Origin of the sequence: Paraburkholderia sp. C35, from assembly GCF_003121405.1 — a bacterium.
Taxonomy (GTDB): Bacteria; Pseudomonadota; Gammaproteobacteria; order Burkholderiales; family Burkholderiaceae; genus Paraburkholderia.
In genome coordinates, this window is the sequence record NZ_QBUY01000072.1 from 23,313 (window position 1) to 43,831 (window position 20,519).

At 63.0% G+C, this 20,519-nt stretch carries 23 protein-coding genes; 7 read left to right on the forward strand and 16 right to left on the reverse strand.

Annotation, left to right across the window (positions count from 1 at the left end):
• Positions 1–184: 184 nt before the first annotated feature.
• Both DK391_RS30625 and DK391_RS30630 read left to right on the forward strand, forming a co-directional pair.
• The gene (locus DK391_RS30625; RefSeq protein WP_239482994.1) at positions 185–2,020 is read left to right on the forward strand and encodes a hybrid sensor histidine kinase/response regulator; all 1,836 of its coding nucleotides are present in this window, start codon (positions 185–187) and stop codon (positions 2,018–2,020) included.
• Between the two features lie 331 nt (positions 2,021–2,351).
• Positions 2,352–2,732, forward strand: coding sequence for a hypothetical protein (locus DK391_RS30630; protein ID WP_239482995.1), 381 nt, complete (start codon positions 2,352–2,354; stop codon positions 2,730–2,732).
• A gap of 78 nt (positions 2,733–2,810) precedes the next feature.
• Here the strand turns inward: DK391_RS30630 and DK391_RS30635 are convergent, their stop codons facing one another.
• The 5 genes from DK391_RS30635 to DK391_RS30655 all read right to left on the reverse strand — a co-directional run bounded on the left by DK391_RS30635 (position 2,811) and on the right by DK391_RS30655 (position 7,418).
• Entirely contained in the window at positions 2,811–3,578 is a 768-nt protein-coding gene (locus DK391_RS30635; protein WP_109481750.1) for a response regulator transcription factor, read from the reverse strand.
• A 671-nt stretch (positions 3,579–4,249) separates the two neighbouring features.
• Complete coding sequence (locus DK391_RS45030) at positions 4,250–4,402, reverse strand: hypothetical protein (RefSeq protein ID WP_204117473.1); 153 nt, start codon at positions 4,400–4,402, stop codon at positions 4,250–4,252.
• On the reverse strand, positions 4,380–5,381 hold the full coding sequence (cydB, locus tag DK391_RS30640; protein ID WP_109481751.1) for a cytochrome d ubiquinol oxidase subunit II: 1,002 nt from the start codon (positions 5,379–5,381) through the stop codon (positions 4,380–4,382). The genes DK391_RS45030 and cydB overlap by 23 nt, the downstream gene beginning before the upstream one ends.
• A gap of 29 nt (positions 5,382–5,410) precedes the next feature.
• Positions 5,411–6,805: a cytochrome ubiquinol oxidase subunit I gene (locus DK391_RS30645; protein WP_109481752.1), complete on the reverse strand. Its 1,395-nt coding sequence runs from the start codon at positions 6,803–6,805 to the stop codon at positions 5,411–5,413.
• Between the two features lie 370 nt (positions 6,806–7,175).
• Positions 7,176–7,418: a hypothetical protein gene (locus DK391_RS30655; protein WP_109481754.1), complete on the reverse strand. Its 243-nt coding sequence runs from the start codon at positions 7,416–7,418 to the stop codon at positions 7,176–7,178.
• Positions 7,419–7,608: 190 nt separating this feature from the next.
• On the opposite strand from DK391_RS30655, the gene DK391_RS30660 reads away from it, so the two are divergent.
• Positions 7,609–7,962 (forward strand): BON domain-containing protein, encoded by a 354-nt coding sequence (locus DK391_RS30660; RefSeq protein WP_109481755.1) that lies wholly within the window; start codon positions 7,609–7,611, stop codon positions 7,960–7,962.
• Positions 7,963–7,990: 28 nt separating this feature from the next.
• Here the strand turns inward: DK391_RS30660 and DK391_RS30665 are convergent, their stop codons facing one another.
• Together DK391_RS30665 and DK391_RS30670 are read right to left on the reverse strand one after the other, a co-directional pair.
• Positions 7,991–8,740: a glucose 1-dehydrogenase gene (locus tag DK391_RS30665; RefSeq protein WP_109481756.1), complete on the reverse strand. Its 750-nt coding sequence runs from the start codon at positions 8,738–8,740 to the stop codon at positions 7,991–7,993.
• A gap of 88 nt (positions 8,741–8,828) precedes the next feature.
• Positions 8,829–9,575, reverse strand: coding sequence for an SDR family oxidoreductase (locus DK391_RS30670; protein ID WP_109481757.1), 747 nt, complete (start codon positions 9,573–9,575; stop codon positions 8,829–8,831).
• A 165-nt stretch (positions 9,576–9,740) separates the two neighbouring features.
• On the opposite strand from DK391_RS30670, the gene DK391_RS30675 reads away from it, so the two are divergent.
• The gene (locus DK391_RS30675; RefSeq protein WP_275426836.1) at positions 9,741–10,667 is read left to right on the forward strand and encodes a LysR family transcriptional regulator; all 927 of its coding nucleotides are present in this window, start codon (positions 9,741–9,743) and stop codon (positions 10,665–10,667) included.
• Here the strand turns inward: DK391_RS30675 and DK391_RS30680 are convergent.
• Positions 10,612–11,547, reverse strand: a complete 936-nt coding sequence (locus DK391_RS30680) for a LysR family transcriptional regulator (RefSeq protein ID WP_109481759.1) — start codon at positions 11,545–11,547, stop codon at positions 10,612–10,614. The two genes, DK391_RS30675 and DK391_RS30680, sit on opposite strands and share 56 nt — an antisense overlap.
• A gap of 98 nt (positions 11,548–11,645) precedes the next feature.
• Here DK391_RS30680 and DK391_RS30685 point away from each other — a divergent pair, with 98 nt between their 5' ends.
• Together DK391_RS30685 and DK391_RS30690 are read left to right on the forward strand one after the other, a co-directional pair.
• On the forward strand, positions 11,646–12,167 hold the full coding sequence (locus tag DK391_RS30685) for a hypothetical protein (RefSeq protein ID WP_109481760.1): 522 nt from the start codon (positions 11,646–11,648) through the stop codon (positions 12,165–12,167).
• Positions 12,168–12,293: 126 nt separating this feature from the next.
• The gene (locus DK391_RS30690; RefSeq protein WP_109481761.1) at positions 12,294–12,602 is read left to right on the forward strand and encodes a hypothetical protein; all 309 of its coding nucleotides are present in this window, start codon (positions 12,294–12,296) and stop codon (positions 12,600–12,602) included.
• Between the two features lie 179 nt (positions 12,603–12,781).
• Here the strand turns inward: DK391_RS30690 and DK391_RS44505 are convergent, their stop codons facing one another.
• The 4 genes from DK391_RS44505 to DK391_RS30705 all read right to left on the reverse strand — a co-directional run bounded on the left by DK391_RS44505 (position 12,782) and on the right by DK391_RS30705 (position 14,996).
• A complete protein-coding gene (locus DK391_RS44505) occupies positions 12,782–12,928 on the reverse strand; it encodes a hypothetical protein (protein WP_162600951.1) in 147 nt (48 codons plus the stop codon).
• Between the two features lie 94 nt (positions 12,929–13,022).
• Complete coding sequence (locus tag DK391_RS30695; protein WP_109481762.1) at positions 13,023–13,208, reverse strand: 4-oxalocrotonate tautomerase; 186 nt, start codon at positions 13,206–13,208, stop codon at positions 13,023–13,025.
• A 31-nt stretch (positions 13,209–13,239) separates the two neighbouring features.
• Positions 13,240–14,019, reverse strand: a complete 780-nt coding sequence (locus DK391_RS30700; protein WP_109481763.1) for a class II aldolase/adducin family protein — start codon at positions 14,017–14,019, stop codon at positions 13,240–13,242.
• 23 nt (positions 14,020–14,042) lie between these two features.
• On the reverse strand, positions 14,043–14,996 hold the full coding sequence (locus DK391_RS30705) for an urea transporter (RefSeq protein WP_109481764.1): 954 nt from the start codon (positions 14,994–14,996) through the stop codon (positions 14,043–14,045).
• 261 nt (positions 14,997–15,257) lie between these two features.
• Here DK391_RS30705 and DK391_RS30710 point away from each other — a divergent pair, with 261 nt between their 5' ends.
• Entirely contained in the window at positions 15,258–15,812 is a 555-nt protein-coding gene (locus tag DK391_RS30710) for a putative glycolipid-binding domain-containing protein (protein WP_109481765.1), read from the forward strand.
• On the opposite strand, the gene DK391_RS30715 is transcribed toward DK391_RS30710, so the two are convergent.
• Genes DK391_RS30715 through DK391_RS30730 form a run of 4 tightly spaced genes read right to left on the reverse strand, consistent with a single transcriptional unit; the run spans position 15,773 to position 20,176 of the window.
• Entirely contained in the window at positions 15,773–16,693 is a 921-nt protein-coding gene (locus tag DK391_RS30715) for an alpha/beta fold hydrolase (protein ID WP_109481766.1), read from the reverse strand. The two genes, DK391_RS30710 and DK391_RS30715, sit on opposite strands and share 40 nt — an antisense overlap.
• A gap of 14 nt (positions 16,694–16,707) precedes the next feature.
• Positions 16,708–17,589: a metal-dependent hydrolase gene (locus tag DK391_RS30720; protein ID WP_109481767.1), complete on the reverse strand. Its 882-nt coding sequence runs from the start codon at positions 17,587–17,589 to the stop codon at positions 16,708–16,710.
• Positions 17,590–17,635: 46 nt separating this feature from the next.
• Complete coding sequence (locus DK391_RS30725) at positions 17,636–18,544, reverse strand: SDR family NAD(P)-dependent oxidoreductase (RefSeq protein ID WP_109481768.1); 909 nt, start codon at positions 18,542–18,544, stop codon at positions 17,636–17,638.
• 45 nt (positions 18,545–18,589) lie between these two features.
• Positions 18,590–20,176 carry an NAD(P)/FAD-dependent oxidoreductase gene (locus DK391_RS30730; protein ID WP_109481769.1) on the reverse strand — a complete coding sequence of 529 codons (1,587 nt, stop codon included), beginning with the start codon at positions 20,174–20,176 and terminating at the stop codon, positions 18,590–18,592.
• Between the last annotated feature and the right edge of the window lie 343 nt (positions 20,177–20,519).

A 20,519-nucleotide genomic window follows, 5' to 3' on the forward strand; every position in this document is an offset into this window, starting at 1 on the left:
ATCGGCGGCGGTTTGTCAGAAAACGAAACAACACACGGACTGCAAAGGCCGGACAGCCGGGCTTTGCGTGGGCGGGAACATGGCGCTGCTGCGTGTGCGCGCCCATTCCGGCCGGGCGCAACAAAACCGCATGGAACGCAGCCGCGCGCAAGCGCCGGCTGCCGTCCGCAAAGGAGACCGCACAATGCGGGCCGATCCCATCCAGCGCGCGATCGACGAAGATCTCGTGCGCGTGCTGTACGCGCAAGACCCGATCGCTTTCTTTACGCACTGGTTTTCGATTGCGGTGCTGGTGGCGATCTACTGGAATAACATCCCGCATCCGCATCTTTTTGCGGCCTGCTTTACCTTCTATGGTTTCGCCAATTGCGCGAGCCTCGCGCTGTGGATGGTCAACCGGCGCTGGCCCGAAGCCGTGTCGCCGCGCACGTGGATCAACCTGCATGCGGCGCGCGGCGCGCTGCTCTACAGCGCGCCGGGGCTGGCCATCTGGTTCGCGTTCCAGAGCCCGCACACGGATCTCCCCATCCTGCACACGGTGATGCTCGTCACGCTGGCGGCGGGCGTGTTCATGTCGAATGGCTTCGACGTGGCCAACTTCGTGACGGCGATCCCGTTCCTGCTGCTGCCGGCCATCGTGTTGCACTTCGGCACGCACACCTTCGACCGCACGATTCTCGCGATCGTGCTGGCGTTTTTCTTCTGCGCTATCAACGTTTACGCGCTCAGCTACCGCAAGCTGTTTCAGCGCGTCGTGCAGGCGCGCGTCGATCAGCAGGCGCTGGCCGAATCGCTGGCGGCGCAGAAGCTGGTTGCAGAGGAAGCGAGCCTGGCGAAGACGCGCTTTTTCGCCGCCGCGAGCCATGATCTGCGCCAGCCGCTGCATGCGCTCGGGCTGCTTGCGGCGTCGCTGAACGATACGTCGGCGACGCCCGTGCAACACGCGAAGACGGCCAGCAATATCGCCAACAACGTCGAGGCGCTGAATCAGCTGTTCAACCAGGTGCTCGATCTGGCGCGGCTGGAAAGCGGCGTGACGCAGGTTATCCGGCTGCATTTCCGGCTCTCGGAACTTTTCGACCGGGTCGGCAACCAGTACTGGCCGCAGGCGGCCGCGAAAGGGCTGGCGCTGCGCATCGCACCGACCGACGCCGTGATCCACGACGATCCCGTGCTGCTGGAGCGCATCCTCAGCAACCTGCTGTCGAACGCGGTGCGTTATACGGAAGGCGGCGCGATCTGGATGGGCGTCCGGCGTGCGGGGCGGCGCGAGGGCGGCTATATCGAGGTGCGCGATTCGGGCATCGGCATTCCGCAAGCCGAGCAGGAGCGGATTTTCGAGGAGTTCTATCAGGTCGCCACTCCGCAGCGCGACGCGCGGCAAGGGCACGGCCTCGGGCTGCCGCCCGTGAAGCGGCTGGTCGACATGCTCGGCGGCCAGCGGCAGTTGCGCTCGAACCCGGGGCGCGGGTCGGTGTTCCGTTTTCCGGTGCAGGCGGGCGACCCGGCGCGGAGCGTCGCCGGGTTGAACGATTCGGCGGCCAGCAGTGCGGCGGCGCTCGGGCGTCACGTGCTGTGTATCGACGACGAGCCAGCGATTCTCGAAGGTATCCAGAGCCTGCTCGGACGCTGGGGCTGCGTGGTGCGCGGCGTGCCCGACGAACGTCACGCGATGCAGGCCATCGACGAAGGCTTCATGCCTGACGCCGTGCTGTGCGACTATCAGCTGGCGAACCATCGTACGGGCGCGCAGGCGCTCGGCGCCGTGCGCGATGCGCTGCGCAGGCGTGGCCGCGAGCGGGTGGTGACGCTGCTGATTACGGGCGATATGGCGTCGGTGGAACTGGAGGCGCTCGCGTTGCAGGGCATTCCTGTGCTGCACAAGCCTGTCACCCCGGCGCGGCTGCGCCGTACGCTGGAAATGCTGTGGCAGCAGCCGGGTGCCGTCGCCGATGGCGCGGGCGCGAGTGCGCGAGGCCAGCAGATGGCGGAAGCGCAGCCTGCGACGACGCGCGGTTGAGAGGATTCAGCCGCGAAGTGGGCGGCTTTTCGTTGCTGCGTGAGTTCAGGGTGTGCCGAGCTTTACGGCGAGCCACGTTTCTGAAGCGCGGGCGTTCGTTTCGAGTGCATGGCAGCGCTGCATTGCGCGTCGCTGCGCCGTCGCGTTATCGGCCAATGCACCAGCGTGCCAGGACTTTGTCGCGCGATTTTCCCTCCCCACACCGTCTCCAAAGCCGAGCCCACCCGCTCTCCATCTTTTTTGAGAAGTGTCTGATCGACCGCTGCCATGCCTGGCTGCTGAAATAAGCCGTTTCGCGATAACGGCGGTGCGGAAGCCGCCGGAAACGCTTTTGGCAACCTTCGCATCCGGCCAGTCAAACCCGGTGCGGCTTTCGATTCAAAGAGGTGTAGAAGTGAACGGACATCCATCCGACAAGCTCGTCGGCGGCGTACTGATGGGCGCGCTGCTGACGGCCGTTTTCGTGGTCGGTCTGCTGTATCTCGGCATTCCCTCGGAGCATCACGCGGGCATGGTGGCGCGGCTGGGCTTGCCCGTCGCGCTGTCGAGCGTGCTGCTGTTTCCGATGCCGCTGCTGCATCGCACGGTGCTGCGCGAGCGCCGCAGCGAATTTATCCTCGACGAGGATCTCAACGCGATGTTGCTTGGCCGCGTGATCGGCGTGATCGGCGGCCTGGCGCTCGGCGTCACGCTCGCGACGGAAATGCTCTGACGGGCATGCATCAGGCGCGGCTGCAATGGCCGCGTGTATTTTTCGAAGGCGACGTTCTGTCGCCTTCTTTTTCCTTGCTTAAAGCGTCTTGCCGGCTTCGAGCCAGCCATTGATCACGGCGATCGCCGTGGCGCGATTATGCACGCCCAGTGCCCGGAAAATCACGGACAGATGGACCTTGATCGTGCCTTCGGCGACACCGAGATCGCGCGCGATCATCTTGTTGGTCCAGCCGCGATGCACCAGTCGCATGATTTCCTGCTGACGCGGCGACAGATTCTCCAGCAGATGCTGCTGATGCGGTTGCAGCGCCTCGATGCGCACGGGTGCCGCGTCCGGCGGCGCGGCGGTGGTGGTGGCCGTCTGCGTGGCACAGACCGATGCGCCTGCAGTCGTCTCCGACGTCGCGGAAGCGCTTGCCGTGGCCGTGCCGGCATCGCGCGAGCCGAGCAGGCTGAGCGCTTCCATCGGCACATAGGCGCCGCCCGACAGCACGAGTTCGATGGCCTTCAGCATCACGCTGGCCGGCTGACGCTTCGGTACGAAGCCCAGCGCGCCTGCGGCAAGCACGGCGCGCATCTCGTCCGGCGATTCTTCCGCCGACAGCACCACCACCGGCAGCGCCGGATTCGCCTTGAGCAGGGATTGGAGGGAAATCGCGCCCGTCATGCCGGGCATGTGCAGATCGACGATGGCGAGATCGTGGTCGGCGTCGGGCCTCGCGGCGGCGGCCAGCGTTTCCCAACTGTCGGCTTCGTCGAAGATGGCGTCGGGATCGAGTCCGCGTAGCAGACCCTTGACGCCCTGGCGGATCAGTTCATGATCGTCGGCTACTAGAAACTTCATGATGGCTCCGCTGACGGCTTTCGGCCCTGCCGGTGTTGTGCCAATGTTGTCGGTCGGGACGGGGACAGGCCGCGCACGCCCCGTGGTGCGCGGTCCGTCCACAAGGCCGCAGCACGGCCGGGCCTGAAGGCCCACTGCGTGTCGCGACCCGCTGCACTCCCTGCGGCCCGCTCAGCAGTGGGCCGTCCATGCAGCAAACAGCTTGTTTTGTTTCCCAAGCCGCGATCATATGCCTGATCGTCGGATGGGTCATGCCTGTTGCGTCGGCGCTGCGCCGGCCTTGCGGCCAGTGCGCATCGGCGCTTCATTGTTCGCGCCCGCCGCCCGGAATGCAACGGCATGGCGCGCTTTATCGCATTACTGGTCTCGCTCGCGCGTCCGCTGCGGCCTTGCCGGAAAATGCCCGGCTGGGCCGTCGCGGTTTGGCGCGTGTGGTTTCCCTTGGTCTGTACGGCACGACAACGGAGGCCGGAAAGACACCGCTCTCGCAGCCTGCTACGTAGACGAGTTGCACGGAAGGATTTTGAAGGCGTGCGGGCGGCGTCGGCGGGCCGCCCGGCAGGTTATGCGCACCGGATGCGCGTGCGGATTTCACCTGCGAAGAGCATAGGCGAATCGCCCGTGCGAATGGCGTTTGCCCGGCGCCGATCCCGCCCGCCGTTCCGGCCCGCTCAGGTAATGGCGAACAGCGTCGCGTTCATCAGCGCCTTGAACGCATAGCCGACGATCATCGCGCCGCCCACGCCGCCGCACCAGAGCATGACGAACCAGAGCCAGCCCGGCAGCCGGGCGCGCGCGGGCTTAGTGGTAGTGGGCGTCGCCATGGCGCACCTTGCCGCGGAAAACCCAGTAGCCCATCGTCGTGTAGCCGATGATGATAGGGATGATCACTGCCGCGCCGACCAGCGTGAACATCTGGCTCGAACGCGGCGCGGCCGCTTCCCAGAGCGTGAGGCTCGACGGAATCGCGTACGGCCACAGGCTCACCAGCAGCCCGACATAGCCAAGCAGCACCAGTCCGAGCGCAATCATGAACGGCGTGTTGTGATGCCGGTCGCGCACCGCGCGGCGCATGAAGAACGCGCAGACGGCGACAAGAACCGGCACGGGCAGCAGACGCCAGAAAATGCCCGCGTCGAACCAGCGCTGTGCGATGTCGGGTTCCTGCAGCGGCGTCCACAGACTCACGATCACGATGAAACCGAGCAGCACGATGGTCAGCGGCCAGACGACGCGATGCAGCCGCCGCTGCAGGTCGCCTTCCGTCTTCGCGACGAGCCAGCAGCAGCCAAGCAGCGCATACGTGACGACGAGGCCGAGGCCCGTCAGCAGCGAGAACGGCGTGAGCCAGCCGAATCCATCGCCCGCAAAGCTGCCATCGACCACAGGAATGCCCTGCAGGAACGCACCCAGCGCGATGCCCTGAAAGAACGCCGCACCCGTCGATCCACCGATAAACGCCAGATCCCACAAATGCTTGGTTCGATTCGCCTTCGCGCGGATCTCGAACGACACGCCCCGGAAAATCAGGCACGCGAGCATGAAGACCAGCGGCAGATAGAGCGCCGACAGCACGGTCGAATACACGACCGGAAACGCCGCGAACAGGCCCGCGCCACCAAGCACGAGCCACGTCTCGTTGCCGTCCCAGACGGGCGCGACGGTGTTCATCATCAGGTCGCGTTCTTTCTCATCGGGGAAGAACGGAAACACGATGCCGATGCCCAGATCGAAGCCGTCCAGCACCACGTAAATGAAAAGGCCCAGCGCGATGATCGCGGCCCACACTACGGTCACATCCATTTTTCTCTCGCGGATTTCGTATTGAAGGATCAGGCGTCGACGGCGGACAGCGGGCGTCGCCCGGCGTGCTCAGGCGCGTCCGGAACGCCATCGGGTGTATGGCCCGGCAACGCGGGGCCGCCTCGCATCAGCTTGAACATGTAGTAGATGCCCGTGCCGAACACGAGGAAGTAGATGACCACGAACGCCATCAGCGAAATGCCGACCTGTTGCGCGGACAGCGGCGACACGGCTTCGACGGTGCGCTTCACGCCATACACGACCCCCGGCTGACGGCCGACTTCCGTGGTCACCCAGCCCGCCAGCAGCGACAGGAAGCCCGTCGGACCCATCGCAATCGCGATGCGCTGGAACCACTTCGTGTCATAGAGCTTGCCGCGGCGGCGCAGCACCCACGCGGCAATCGCGAAGAGAATCATCGCCACGCCGAGGCCCGCCATCACGCGGAAGCTCCAGAACACGACAGTGGAATTCGGGCGGTCTTCCTTCGGGAAGCTCTTCAGTCCGCGAATCTCGCCGTCCCAGCTATGCGTGAGGATCAGGCTGCCGAGGTGCGGAATCGATACGGCGTACTTGGTGGTTTCCGCCTGCATGTCGGGGATGCCGAACAGGTTCAGCGCCGTGCCGCCTTTTTCCGTGTCCCACAGACCTTCGATGGCCGCGATCTTCGCAGGCTGATGTTCGCGTGTGTTCAGGCCGTGTGCATCGCCGACGAAGGCTTGCACGGGCGCGAGCACCAGCAGCATCCAGAGCGCCATCGAGAACATCTTTTTGACGGCCTGATCGCGCCGCCCTTTGAGCAGATGCCACGCGCCGACGGCGGCCACGACCAGCGCCGTGACGATGAACGCGGCAATCGCCATGTGCGCGAGACGATAGGGGAACGAAGGATTGAAGATGATCTTGAACCAGTCGACAGGGACGACGTGGTTATCGACGATATCGAAGCCTTGCGGCGTCTGCATCCAGCTGTTGGAAGCGAGAATCCAGAAGGTGGAGATCAGCGTGCCGATCGCGACCATCAGCGTCGCGCCGAAGTGCGCGCGCGGGCTGACGCGTTGCCAGCCGAACAGCATGATGCCGAGAAAGCCGGCTTCGAGGAAGAACGCCGTCATGACTTCGTACATCAGCAGCGGCCCGGTGACAGGGCCGGCAAACGACGAGAAGCCCGACCAGTTGGTGCCGAACTCATAGCTCATGACGACACCGGAGACGACACCCATGCCGAAGGCCACCGCGAAGATCTTCGACCAGAACAGACAAAGATCTTTGTAGTAGGCCTTACCGGTTTTGAGCCAGCGCCATTCGAGCACGGCAATGAAGCTGGCAAGCCCGATGCTGAGCGCGGGAAAGATGATGTGAAACGAGACCGTGAACGCGAACTGCATGCGCGCCAGGTCGAAGGCGGAGATTGCGGTGTTCATGTTTCCGAATCCGGGTAACAGTCTTGACGACTTCGCGCGTCGACTGATGTCGGTGCGCACTGCGTTCGAGCAGATGACGGCAAGCGTAGGGGATCGCGGAAAGTTTTGCTGCGGTGCGCCGTGTGGCGATATGGCGCAGCATAGCGCGGCTGCTGGCCCGCTTTATCGAGATAAATGCTTGATGTGGATCAGGATTTTTGTGTTCGGTTTGGCGCGTGTGTTGCGCGCGGCAGGGCGATAAGTGCGGCAATCAACCGCGTCGCAGCATGGCCGGTGTCGATGGCGTGCGACGGTGTGGTGCGGTGGGTTGTCGCGGGATGATGAGAGGCGGGCGGCCTGGCGCCCGCGGTCCGCGTTGTTTCGTTACGGCTTACTGAAAGTCGGTGCGCGATTTCTGTGCGGCCAGCAGTTCGTCCAGCTTGCGCTCGAGGCGCAGGTTCGTGCAGCCGATCAGATAGACCATGCAGATGTAGTTGATGATCGGGATGAACGACACGATGGTCCACTTCAGCACAGGGCGCCCCTTGTCCTTTGCCAGAAAATGTCCCACGAAACCCAGGATGACGGAGATGAGCAGGAGCGGAAGGAGCGAAATGAACGGTGACGGTTGCATGATGGTGGTGCCCTCGCGATGGTTTTTTGGGAATATGGCGTGACATCGTGCCGGTGGGGATTATGTCACCGGGAGGCGTGATCTTGTGACTCTGCACTATCATGATGGACTCGAGGAGGGCGGACATGCGCACCCGCGGATTCAACCCGAACGACGCCAGCAGTTCACGAATCGGAACGCCATAGCCGACATGCGAGACGCACCCTATATCAAAGTCCGGTTGCTCACTGTGCTGATTGCCGCGGCATTCGCGTGTGCCGCGCTGATGTTGGTCGGCGGTTGCAAGTCGACGCAGCCGCAGGCCGCGACCGCGTCGGGGACACTCACCGCCGGCGACGCCGAACTCGCCGCCAGGGTGAAGCAGGCGCTCACCGCCGACCCGGATCTGAGGTCGCTGCCCGTCAGCGTCGCGACCTATCGAGGTGCCGTGCAATTGTCCGGCTATGTGGATTCAGAGGCACAGATCCAGAAAGCGCTCGCCGTCACGCGTGGTGTGTCGGGCGCGCAATCAGTGAGCAACGATCTGCAGATCCGGCCTCGATAACGGGCGTGTCGTGCTCAACGCCCGCATTTCACGCGGCAGTCCGTCCACCATTGACGCGCAGCACTTCGCCCGTCATAAAGCTCGCCTTCTGTGACGCGACGAAAACAATCGCTTCCGCGATTTCCTCCGGCGTTCCCGCGCGCCGCAACGGCACGGTGGACAGCATGGCCGCCTTGTTTTCGTTAGAGCCGGTTATCCGGTCGAGCATGTCCGTTTGCACCGGTCCAGGCGCCACGGCATTGACGCGAACGCCGAACGCTGCCGCCTCGATGGCAGCCGACTTCGTGAGACCTTCGACTGCATGCTTGCTGGCCACGTAGAGTGCATTCTTCGCAGCGCCGCGAATCCCCATCGTCGACGATACGTTGACGATGCTGCCTCGGCCTTGCGCCGACATCGCCCGAAGTTCGTGCTTGATCGAGAGCAAGGTGCCGAGCACATTCGCATCGAACACGGCAGCATATCGGTCCACCGTCTGATCGACGATCGGTGCAGGCTCGCCTTCGAAACCCGCGCTATTCACGGCGATATCCAGACGACCGAAGCGGGCCATCACGCGTTCCACCAGCGCCTGCACCTGATCTTCGAAGCGGACATCGGCCTGAACGAATTCGGCTTCGCCACCTAGCGCGCGCAATTCCTCAGCGAGCTTCTGGCCTTCTTCCAACCGACGCCCCGACACCACCACACGGGCCTTCTCTCTGGAGAACGCAATGGCCGTCGCGCGGCCGATACCGGACAGTGCGCCGGTGACGAGAACTACTGGCAAGTCATTCATTTTCTGCTCCAACGTGTAAGTCCGGATGCCTCAACGCCTGCTTCGCATCGTGCGGCTCAGGCGTGAGCATCGTGTGGCGCGTGCCGTGTCAGGCGCTGTATCCGCCGTCGACGGGAATGACGGCGCCGGTGATGAAGCTCGCAGCCGGGCTGGCGATGAATGTCACCGCGGCAGCGATCTCTTCGGGGCGGCCAAAGCGGCCGAGCGCGGTGGCAGCTGCCTGCGCCTCGGCAAAGGGGCTATCGTCCGGGTTCATCTCGGTGTTGGTCGAACCCGCACCGATGACGTTGACGGTAATACCCTTCGGGCCGAGATCCCGTGCGACACCTTTGCTATAGCCTTCGATGGCGCGTTTCGTCGCGCTGTAATCGGCGAGACCCGGCCACGTCGATCGAAGCGCGAGGGCCGACGAGATCGAAATGATCCGGCCGCCGCTTTCCATCACTCGCGACGCTTCGCGAATCGCGGTCACCACGGCTTCATAGTTGATCTGCAGTTGCCGGTCGAAGCCGGATGTATCCGTCGTTTCCGCGACGGTGCCGGTTTCGAACACGGCTGCGTTGTTGACGAGGATGTCGAGCTTGCCGAACCGCCTGACGACGTCGGCGATCAAGGTCTTGACCGCCGACGCATTCGCCTGATCGGCCTTCACGGCAAGCGCCTTGCCACCCGACGCCTCGATTGCCGCAACGACTTCGGCTGCGCGAGCCTCGCTGCTGGCATAGCTGAGCACGACGGTTGCGCCCTGAGCGGCGAGCTGGCTGGCCGTGGCGGCGCCGATGCCGCGCGAGCCACCCGTCACGAGCGCGACCTTTCCTTCGAGAATCTTTGCCATTGTCCTGTCCATCCTGGTTGCAGGCCCGTTGCGTCATCGCATCGAGCCTGACGGTTGCTGATCCGCTGTGCGGCGATGAACAGAGCGTACTGGCGCTCTATCTGTCCGTCTAATCAATGGTTTGTGGGTGTATCATCATTTGAAGTGATGAATTGTCTCGCAACCATGAAAGATCTCGACCTCCACCTGGTTTCCATATTCGATGCCGTCATGACCGAGGGTTCGGTCACGAAGGCGGCTGAGCGCCTGGCGATGACGCAGTCGGCCGTCAGCAACGCCATCGCACGGATGCGAGTGGTGTGGGAAGACCCGCTGTTCACGCGCTCGGGGCGCGGCATCAAGGCCACCGCGCGAGCGCAGGAGCTTTGGCGCGACATTCAGGCGCCGCTTGCGGCCATTCGCGTGGCCGCATCGCCTACGCGGTTCGATGCGGCCACATCGACACGTGCGTTTCGCGTCGCCGTGACCGATTACGTGTCGGGCGCGCTGTGGCCGTTGCTGCGTCAGTACATCGAGACACACGCGAAGGGCATCCGGATTCTCGCGGTGCCCTATACGAGTCAGGCGACGGCTTCCCAGCTGCGGGATAGCAACATTGATCTGTGCATCGGCGGGCTTCAGCATATGGGCGACGAATTCAGGCTGCAGCGGCTGTTCGTCGAGAACTGGGTGTGTGCGATGCGGTCCGACCATCCCCTTGCCAACGCTCCACTCAGCGGGGACGATTTTCTCGAAGCAGAGCATCTGTTGGTCTCACTCTCGGGAGACCCGGTTGGATTCGCCGACGTATCACTCGAACGAATGGGAAAGCGCCGTCGGGTAGCGATGACGCTGAACAATTTCGCGGGCGCGCCGTCGCTTCTGCTGGCTTCCGATCTGATTGCCGTACTGCCTGCAGGCGTGGTGCAAACCCACACATTGAGAGAGTCGATTTACGCGTGCGACGTACCGTTCGCGATCCCGCCGTTCGATTGCCAGATGGCGTGGCATACGCGTCATGAACGCGATCTGGCGCACAGGTGGATGCGGGCGCGGATCAGCGAGGCGTGCGGGCGGATATGGAAGCCTGCTGACGCTTCACGTGATCGATGAATGCGCGCAGCTTCGGCAGGATCTGCCGGCGGTCCGGATAGCAAAGAAACACGCCTGGTATGACGGGCGCATAGGACTCCAGCACGTGCACCAGTTTTCCCGTTCTCAGCCCTTCGGCGGCGAGCGGTTCGGGCAACTGAGCGAGGCCCAGGCCTTCGATCGCTGCGCCAAGCATGGTCGGAAAATCGCTGGCGATAAGCGGACCGGACACAGCGATCTCGATCGCCTCGCCATCGACGTTGAACGACCAGAGCGCAAGCGCGCCATCCGATCGGCGCCAGCGCAGACATGCGTGCTGGCGTAACGCGTCCGTGTTCACGGGCTGATGACGACCAGCGAAGTAAGCAGGGCTGCCGACCACGACGAGACGAAACGGTGGCGTCATCGGGACGGCAACCATGTCTGCGGCGACGAACTGGCCGAGCCGGATGCCGGCGTCGAATCCTTCCGCCGCGAGATCGACGAGTTCCTTGCTGGCAGCCAGTTCCACTTCGACGTCGGGATAGGCCTTGCAGAACGACGCGATCAACGGCTCCAGCAGAATCGGCACGATAGCGCGCGGCACCGAGAGGCGCAGCAATCCCGCTGGCCGCTGGCCGAGTCCGCGCGCCACCTCGCTGGCGGCGACGAGTTCTTCGAAAGCAGGCTTGGCACGCGAAAGAAACCGCTCGCCCGCTTCTGTCAGGCCGACGCTACGTGTAGTCCGCGTGAACAGCGCGGCGCCGATGCGGGCTTCGAGCACGCGCACGGTCTGGCTGATGGCTGACGGCGTCACGCCGAGTTCGGCGGCTGCCTTGCGAAAGCTGCGATGCTGGGCGACGCTCAGGAACACCTCTACGCCATCGAGCGCGCCCTGTCTCACTGTGAAGTTCTGCTTCATGGCCTGTCAACATTGTGAGGAATAGTCGCCCGTTCGACCCGATGGTACATCTAACGTACCCGTCGCGAACGACGAACCCTGACCTGACAGGAGGCAAGATGTCACCACAGATGATCTTTCAATCGCATCTCGTTCTGGGCTATGTGGCCTGGCTGCTTTGCTTTGGCGCGTATGTGTGGCCGAGGCTCAAGTCGATGGAACTGTTCGACGCACAACGCGCGATCGCCGCGCTGCATAGCTTCCGCTTTTTCGGGCTGGTCTTTATTCTTCCGGGTGTCGTCGGTCCGCAGTTGCCTGCCAGTTTCGCCGTGTTCGCGGCGTATGGCGATTTTGCAACCGGCCTGCTGGCGATACTCGCGCTTTCAGCGGCACGCATACGGCCGCTGTTCTGGCTATGCATCGTGGCGTTCAATGTTGTCGGGGCGATGGACCTGATCGTCGATTACTACCATGCCGTGCTGGCAGATCTTCCCGCACATGCAGGGGAGTTGGGTGCGACATACGCGGTCGCGATCATTTACGTGCCGCTTCTGGCGATTACGCATGTCGCGGCGTTCTATCTGCTGACGCGCTCTCAACTCAAGGTGGCACGCACGGATGTGTCACGTCGTGCTGCATGACAGGGTTCGCCCCTTAAAGCGCGACGGCGAGGATTGCGGCGCGCGGCACACTGATTGCTCGATTCATTAACGAGCAGGCGATGAACGTCTGCGTCGATAAATCCAGTCAAACAGGAGGAACGGATCATGAAAAAGGCAACCAGTGCACTGATCGCGGCTGTGGCAACGCTTGCGCTGTCGGGTGGCGCTTATGCGCAGGCGACAGGCGGTTCAGCGGGCGGTGGTTCGAGTCATGGCAGCACGTCGAGTCCGGCGCCCAATCAGATGAACGATTCGTCGAACAGTTACGGCACGCCTGGCATGACCAACTCGGATAGCGGTATGCCGAATCCGGCCATGCAGCAGCAAGGGCCGAACAATACGTCGACGCCGGCGCCGAAAACTAACAACACGCTTGCAACGCCGAGTGTGAAGTCGCCGGCGGATAACCAGTAAGCAGGGTGGGTCGTAGCGGCTTTTTCGTTCGAAAATCGCGGGTTGCGTTCGTGCCGGGAGCGGCGGTTTAGCCTGGCACGTGCGTCCGCGGATTGTCTTGCGTTGAATGCGCGGCCCCGCGAAGGGGCAACGCATGAAGTACGAAGCAGTCAGTCACATCCCATGTGCCGGGAACGACCTCACCTGAAAATCGCAACAAATTGCATCACGGTCCCCACCCCGGCAATCACGGTAAAAACCGCTGCCAGCACAACGCCTGCGGTTTCCAGAACCTGATCGGCAATCGAGTAAGGACCATCACATGCAGTTTCGGTGTTGCGTTCCATAGCGCGACGAATAGTGTCATGAGCGACACGTAGTACATCGGCAGAAAACGCAAAAACTTTAGCAATCTGCGCTAAACAGGATCAAAACCAGCCCTTACACATCACTCCAGAGCTTCCCACCCGTCGCCCAATCTTCCCGTTTCACATCGACGAGAATGATCTCGACCGAACCTGGCTCGACATTCAACGACTCGCAAGTCGCCTTGGTAATCGCTTCGACGAACTGACGCTTCTGCTCGACAGTACGTCCTTCAAAAAGCTCGATACGAAAAGTAGGCATGTCCACCGTCCTCCAGAGTTAAACGAAAAAGTCAGTCCTTGTAAGAAGCATCCAGACGATCGAGCTTCCTCAATAAAGCGGGCCACTCGACCGCGCCTTCAATCGCGCCATCATCGAAAAGCTGTTCAGCCGTGCGTGCAGCCACCGCTTCGGATGGCATCACCAGCACACCGCCACCTGCTTGCGCCTGCAACTGAATCTCGCAGGCCTTGATGAGCGTCGCCATCAACACATACGCTTCCGCAACAGTGCGGCCCGCCGTCAACGTGCCGTGATTGCGCAGCAGCATCGCAGGCTTGTCCTCGAGATCGGCGACGAGCCGCTCGCCTTCGGCCGGTGTGAAAGCGAGACCTTCATAGTCGTGATACGCAAGATAGCCATGAAAACGCAACGCATGCTGCGAGCCTGGCAATAGCCCGTCCTTTTGCAACGACACCGCAATGCCCGCCGTATTGTGCAGATGCATCACGCAGAAGGCGTCGGCGCGCGCAGCGTGGACAGCCGCATGCAAGGCAAAACCCGTCGCGTTGACGGGATGCTCGCTCGTGCCAATGATATTGCCCGCAATATCGATCTTCACCAGATTCGACGCGCACACTTCATCGAACGACAGTCCGAACGGGTTGATCAGGAAATGGCCCGGCTCGTCCGGCACGCTCGCGGAGATATGCGTGTAGACGAGATCGTCCCAGCCATTCAGCGCCGCCAGCCGATAGGCGGCCGCGAGATCGACGCGCGTGCGACGCTCGGCCTCCGACATTGGCTTCGACTGCGCAACGCGGCCCGCAGGCGTATGAGCGAACGACGACATGACGTCTCCTGTAACAGTCCGCTTCAGCTTTCGGGCGAAACGGCGCGGGTTGTTTTCTGTCGATCCTCGCAGCGTGCGTGTTCTCCAGCGGAGAATTCACGCACACGCTTCGATGGACGCGTGCGGGGAGTATCGCGCATCAGCAGGCGGACCGTCCACGTAGCGACGACGAACGGCGCGGTCATCGCGGGCACGCCATACATCGCGGCAATCTGCTGCAACGCAACCGATACGCCCACGCCAGCCAGCGCCGCGAGCAGGCCGCAATCGGCAAGGGCGAGCGCGGCGAGCGCACCGTTGAATCCTAACAGGCCCGCGCCGAACGAGGCGCCGTCGGCGCCTGCCAGCCAGTGCGCGAGCGTGGCGAGCGCCGCACCGGCGAGCGCGAACAGCGCGGCGCGCATCGACGACAATGCGATGCCGCCGAGTATGAACGCGCCAGCTAGCGCATTGCATGCAAACGACGTTTGCGCGATGCCCGTCAACACGCCAGGCACGGCATCGTGCCATGACACGGCGTAGGGCGTCGAAACATGCGCCAGTGCCGGATGCATGAAGGGCAGCCACGCCCACGTCACCAGCAGGCACGGGCTCGAATAGAACCCAAGGCCACGCGCGTCCAGCCACCGCGCCCACGGGCCGAGCAGCCACGCAGCGGCTGTCGCCGCGAGAATCGCGACGGCCATCGCAGTGGCATAGTCGGCGATGAAGGTGAACGCTGCCAGCGCCGCGAGTGCGCCGTTGAAGCCGTGCAAGCCGTCGCGGGTGTCATCGGCATCGTAGCCGCGCAGCACCGCGCCCACGTTTGCCGCAATCGCACCCGTCAGGGCGGCGCAGGCGAGGCGCGTATCGCTGACCAGCAACGCCGCGAGCACGCAGACGCCCGTCGCCGCATGGCGTTGCAGGACGATCTGGCCGAGGCTGCGCAGCAGGGTGCGCAATGCATCGAGCGTTTCTTCGTGGGTGGCGGCGGGCATGATGGCAATACCGTTCCAGCTGGGTGGCGAGGGCGTGACGAAGACGTGACAGCGCCGCACGAGGCGGAACTCGCGCGGCGCGTACGATTCGAAGCAGACGAACCGCGAGCATAGGGCAGCCGGCGTGCGAGTGGCATGTGCATTCGTTGATAGCCGCTATTTGAGTGCCAGCGTCGGCGTGCTTCACCCTTGCGCTGCCCGCGTTACGATGTCGCTACAGGCAGCGGCGTTCCCGCCGATTTCTCCACAGGAGGCCGAGTCATGCGCGAAGTGCGATGGATTCCGGAAGAGGGCGATGGTGTCGAGCATCTTGCTTTCGATGCACGCGCCGACGGCTTTTATGTCGAAAGCGTGCTGGTCGGCGAGCGCGATGACCGCGCATATGGCCTGATGTACCGCGTGAAATGCGATCTGCGATGGCGCACGCTGCATGCGTGGCTGAAGGTGACAGGTGGCCCGGAACTCGAATTGCATGGCGACGGCGAAGGCAACTGGCGCGATGGCCATGACCTCGTGCTGCCGTTCCTGACGGGCTGCATCGACATCGATATCGCTGCCACGCCGTTCACGAACACGCTGCCGATCCGCCGCCTTCAGCTGGCCCGAGGCGCGCGCGAGCCGATTGCCGTCGCGTTCATTTCGACGCCGGATTTGCAGGTCTCGCGCGTCGAGCAGGCCTATACCTGTATCGAGCCGGGCAGCGCGTATCGCTATGAAGGGATCGACACCGGCTTTGCTGCCGAACTGACCGTGGACGACGACGCACTCGTCATCGACTATCCGATGATGTTCACGCGCACCATGCCGCTCGTCTGACACGATGCTTCGCGCGCGGTGATAAACCCTTCGATGCTGGCCGCGATACGCGCCGGCTCGCGCAGCACGACCCAATGGCCTGCATCGATTTCATCGCGTGAATGCGGGCCGATCCATGTATCGAGACCCAGCGACAGCGCGGCGCCGACATAGCGGTCGCGCAGCGGCACGATGAAATGCACGGGCGCGTGGGCGTGCCGCGCACGCGGACGCAGCAGCTTCTCAATGAAATTCGCGCGATACAGCTTCAGCCCGTTCAGCGCGTTGCGCAGTTGCGCCGGGTCGCGCGGCGCACGTATGCGCTCCGTCACACGCAGCCACAGTGGCCAGCCGTATGCGCCACCGAATCGCCATACGAGTTCGGGCAAGACTGGCAGGTGAAAGAAGACGATGTACCACGACTTGAACATTTGCCGGATACCCGCGCCGAATGGCCGCGCAGCAGCCTGCGCACGATCGCCGCGCAGTCCGAGCGATGCGTGATCGAGACAAGGCCCGGAGATCGACGTGAAGCTTGCGATGCGGCCCGCGAGCGCACTGTCCGTGACGGCTTCCCAGCATTGAATCGAACCCCAGTCGTGCCCGACCAGGTGAAACGGCTGCGTGCAGCAGGTTGCATCGGCGACCGCGGCGAGATCGGCGGCGAGGCGTTCGAGCCGGTATGCGCTGCGTTCGCGCGGCGCATCGGATGCGCCTGCGCCGCGCACATCGTAGGCGATCACGCGGTAACGCGTTTCCAGCAGTGCGCGAATGGGCGCCCACACGGCCGCGGAGTCGGGATAGCCATGCACGAGGACGATGGGCGGCGCATCGCGCGGACCGCTGACATAGACGGCGAGTTGAACGCCGTCTGCATCGACGGCTTGCATGTCGTGAATCATGCGCATGGGTCGTGCTATGCCGCAGCGCGTACGCCGCGACGTGCTTTTTTCAGCGCTGCGGGATTGGCAGCATTCGCGGCATCGACAGCAGCAACGAGTCCGTCGATACGCGCAAGATGCGCGCGATTGTCGTGATCCCAGGGATGAAAACCAGGCTTGAAAAAGCGCAGCCATTCGAGTGCAATGCCCGGAAACACACCATGCTTCGGTCCATACAGAAACTTCACGACGCTCCACAAGCCACGCAGATTGTGACCGCGCTTGCGGTCGCGGATCAGCAGTCGCACGTGGTAGTCGAACACGATCAGCCAGAAGAACACGGTGACGGCGAGCATCGTGCCTGTGCGGATCAGATAGCGCGCGAGGCCGGGCCTCATTACGGTGTTCCATACATCGTACGACACGGATTTGTGCTCCGTTTCCTCCAGCGCGTGCCACGTCCACATCTGCGCATAACCTTCGACAGAACCTTCGATACGCGAACTATCATCGAGCAGCAGGCCCGCGAGCATGGCCGTGTAGTGCTCCAGCGCGACCGTCATCGCCAGTTGATACGAAGGCGGCAGCAGCTTGCGGTTCAGGTTGAGGAACATCGTAAGCCGTTTATCGAGCAGATGCGCGGGCAACCCCGCGCGATCGAGCAGATCGTTGTACTCGACATGTTCGCGCGTATGCATCGCTTCCTGTCCGATGAAGCCAAGCACCTGCTTCTTCAGTTCAGGCTCGGTGATGTCGTCGCGATAGTGACGCACGCTGTCCATGAAGAAGCGCTCGCCCGCAGGAAACAGCAGCGACAGCGCGTTGAAGAAGTGTGTGACGTGCGGGCCGAGGCGGTGCCAGTCGCAGGCGCGATCGGCGGGCAGGGCAAAGCGGAGGTCGCGGCGGATGGGCATCATGGCGTGTCTTCCTGACGAATGAGGTTCGGTGGCGGCATGAAGGGACTCATGCGCGCCTTCCTTCAACGGCTTCGCTGCGCCGCGCGCGCTTTTGCGCGAGCCGCTTCATGCGGCGCGTCTGCAGCACGACCAGCGCCTGATACGCAGCGGGCAGCGTGCGCGCCAGCCAGTCGGCGGCGCGCGCGTCCCGGCCGATCAGCACACGGCGCTTGTTGCGGCGCACGCCGTCGAGAATCACGCGCGCGGCTTCATCGGCTGTGGTGATGAAGAATTTTTCGAAATCGTCCTTGCCTTGCTGTTCGTTCTCGATCATGAAGCCGACCATGTTCGGCGCGATGCGGCTCGATTGCGCGATCGCCGTGCGGATGCCGCCGGGATGCACGCAGGTCGCAGAAACACCGCATTTCATGAGGTCGAGTTCCTGGCGCAGCGCTTCCGTGAAGCCGCGCACGGCGAACTTGGTAGCGTTGTAGCCGCTCATGCCGGGTTGCGCGAACAGTCCGAACACACTCGACGTATTGACGATATGTCCTTCACCCGCCGATTTCAGCAGCGGCAGGAACGCTTTCGTGCCATGCACGACGCCCCAGAAGTTCACGCCGACGATCCATTCGAGATCGTCGTAGTCCATGCCGTCGATGGTGCTCGACAGCGCGACGCCCGCATTGTTGAAGACGAGATTCACGCGGCCGTGCTGGCGCGCCGCATCGGCTGCCCAGTCGTACATCGCAATGCGGTCGGCGACATCGAGCGCGCACGTCGTGATGCGCAGCGGGGCGCCGATGCGTTGCGGCGCGGCGGCCTGCGCAAGCTGCATGGTTTCTGCAAGCCCGGCGGCGTTGCGGTCTGCCAGCGCGAGATGGCAGCCTTCGCGCGCAAGCTGGATCGCGAGCGAACGGCCCATGCCGGAACCTGCGCCCGTGATCGCCGCGACGCGGTCGTTGAAGTGCTTCATTGATCGTCTCCCTGAGCTTGTGCCTTTATCGTCGAGTCATGTTGCTCATGTTGCTTCGGCGGACGTGATGCGCGCCGTGGCGAGTTGCGATGGCTGCGCAGCGTGCGTGTCGTGTTGCGGGTGTGCGTAAGCGTAGTAATCGTCGATGCGGAACGTGCCCGTCGCCTTGCGGAAGCGATAGGCGAAACCTGGCCACAGCGGGGTGTTCTTGCCGTTGCGCGGATCGAGATACCAGCTTTTGCAGCCGCCGACCGACCAGATCGCGCGCCCGAGCTTTTGCTGGATGCGTTCGTTGTAGTCGCGCTCCACCTGCGGCCGCACTTCGATCGCAGCGGCGTTCTCGCGCTGCATCGTCTTGAGCGCGCGCAGAATGTATTCGACTTGCGACTCGATCATGAACACCATCGAGTTGTGTCCAAGTCCCGTATTCGGGCCGACGATCATGAAGAAGTTCGGATAGCCGGGCAGCGTGGTGCCGAGATAGGCGTGCGCACCGTTGCGCCACGTATCGACGATATCGACGCCGCCGCGTCCCTTCACGACGCCATGCGGAAACGGATCGGCGACATGGAAGCCCGTGCCGAGAATGATGCAGTCGGCGGGATGACGCACGCCGTCCGTGGTGACGACCGCGTGCGGTTCGATGCGCGCGATGCCTGCCGTTTTCACGTTGACGTTGGCGCGTGCGACGGCGGGGAAGTAGTCGTTGGAAATGAGGATACGTTTGCAGCCCATCGTGTAATCGGGCGTGAGCGTCTTGCGCAATTGCGGATCGCTGATCAGCCTGTGCAGATGACGTACGGCGATTTTCTGGGCCGTCTTCATCAGCGAAGGATGCACGGCAAAACCGAACGCACGCGATTCGAGCATGCTGAACAGACCTGCGCGCATGAGCTTCTGCGTGAAGGGCAGATGACGGAACAGCCACTGCTCGGCACGACGCACGGGGCGATCGGCCTTCGGCATGATCCAGGGCGGCGTGCGCTGAAACAGATCGAGATGCGCGACACGCGGTGCAATTTGCGGCACGAACTGGATCGCGCTCGCGCCTGTACCGATCACGGCAACGCGCTTGCCGTCGAGTGGATACGCGTGGTCCCAATGCTGTGAGTGGAACATCTTGCCTTCGAACGACTCGATGCCTTCGATGTCCGGCAGCGCCGCGCGCGACAGGCCGCCCATACCTGACACCAGCACGCGGGCAGACCACTGCTGGCCGTTCGCGAAGCGTAGCAGCCAGCGGTGCCGCGTTTCGTCATAGCTTGCGCTGCTGAGTTCGTGTTGCAGGCGCAGATGCGAAGCGATGCCGAAGCGTTGCACGCAGTCTTCGAGATACGCGCGGATTTCCGGCTGACGCGCGAACATGCGTGACCATTTGGGGTTGGGCGCAAACGAAAACGAATAGACATGCGATTGCACATCGCAGGCGCAGCCGGGGTAATCGTTGTCGCGCCATGTGCCGCCTATCGAGTCTGCTTTCTCTGCGATCACGAAATCGGTGATGCCGGATTGGCGTAGACGGATTGCCATGCCGAGGCCGGCGAAGCCCGAGCCGATGATGGCGATGTCGGTTTCGATGGGGGTTGTGTCGCCCGGCCTGGGGCTGGTGTTTTGCGTCATGGATGCGTTCATCCCGTGCGTCTCCCTGTTTTTTTGCCTGTTTTGCTCAGTTCTTACTGTTACATTGGTTGATGTAACGATAGGGGGTTGAATTGGTTCATGCAAGGGATCTAGTTAGATGCCGGACTCTATGTGGTGTGGGTTTTTTTGCCTGACGGCGCTGGTTGAAACGATGGGTGGAATGTGTGGGGGATGTGGAGTCAGGGTTTCGGTGAGGTGTTCAAACACTGAGGGGGTGATTTTGCTGGCATCCGCGTTTTGGTGTTGGTACTTCAGGCGTTGCCCCTGTGCGGGGCGGCACCTACTTTTCTTTGCCGCCGCAAAGAAAAGTAGGCAAAAGAAAGCGGGCTAACAC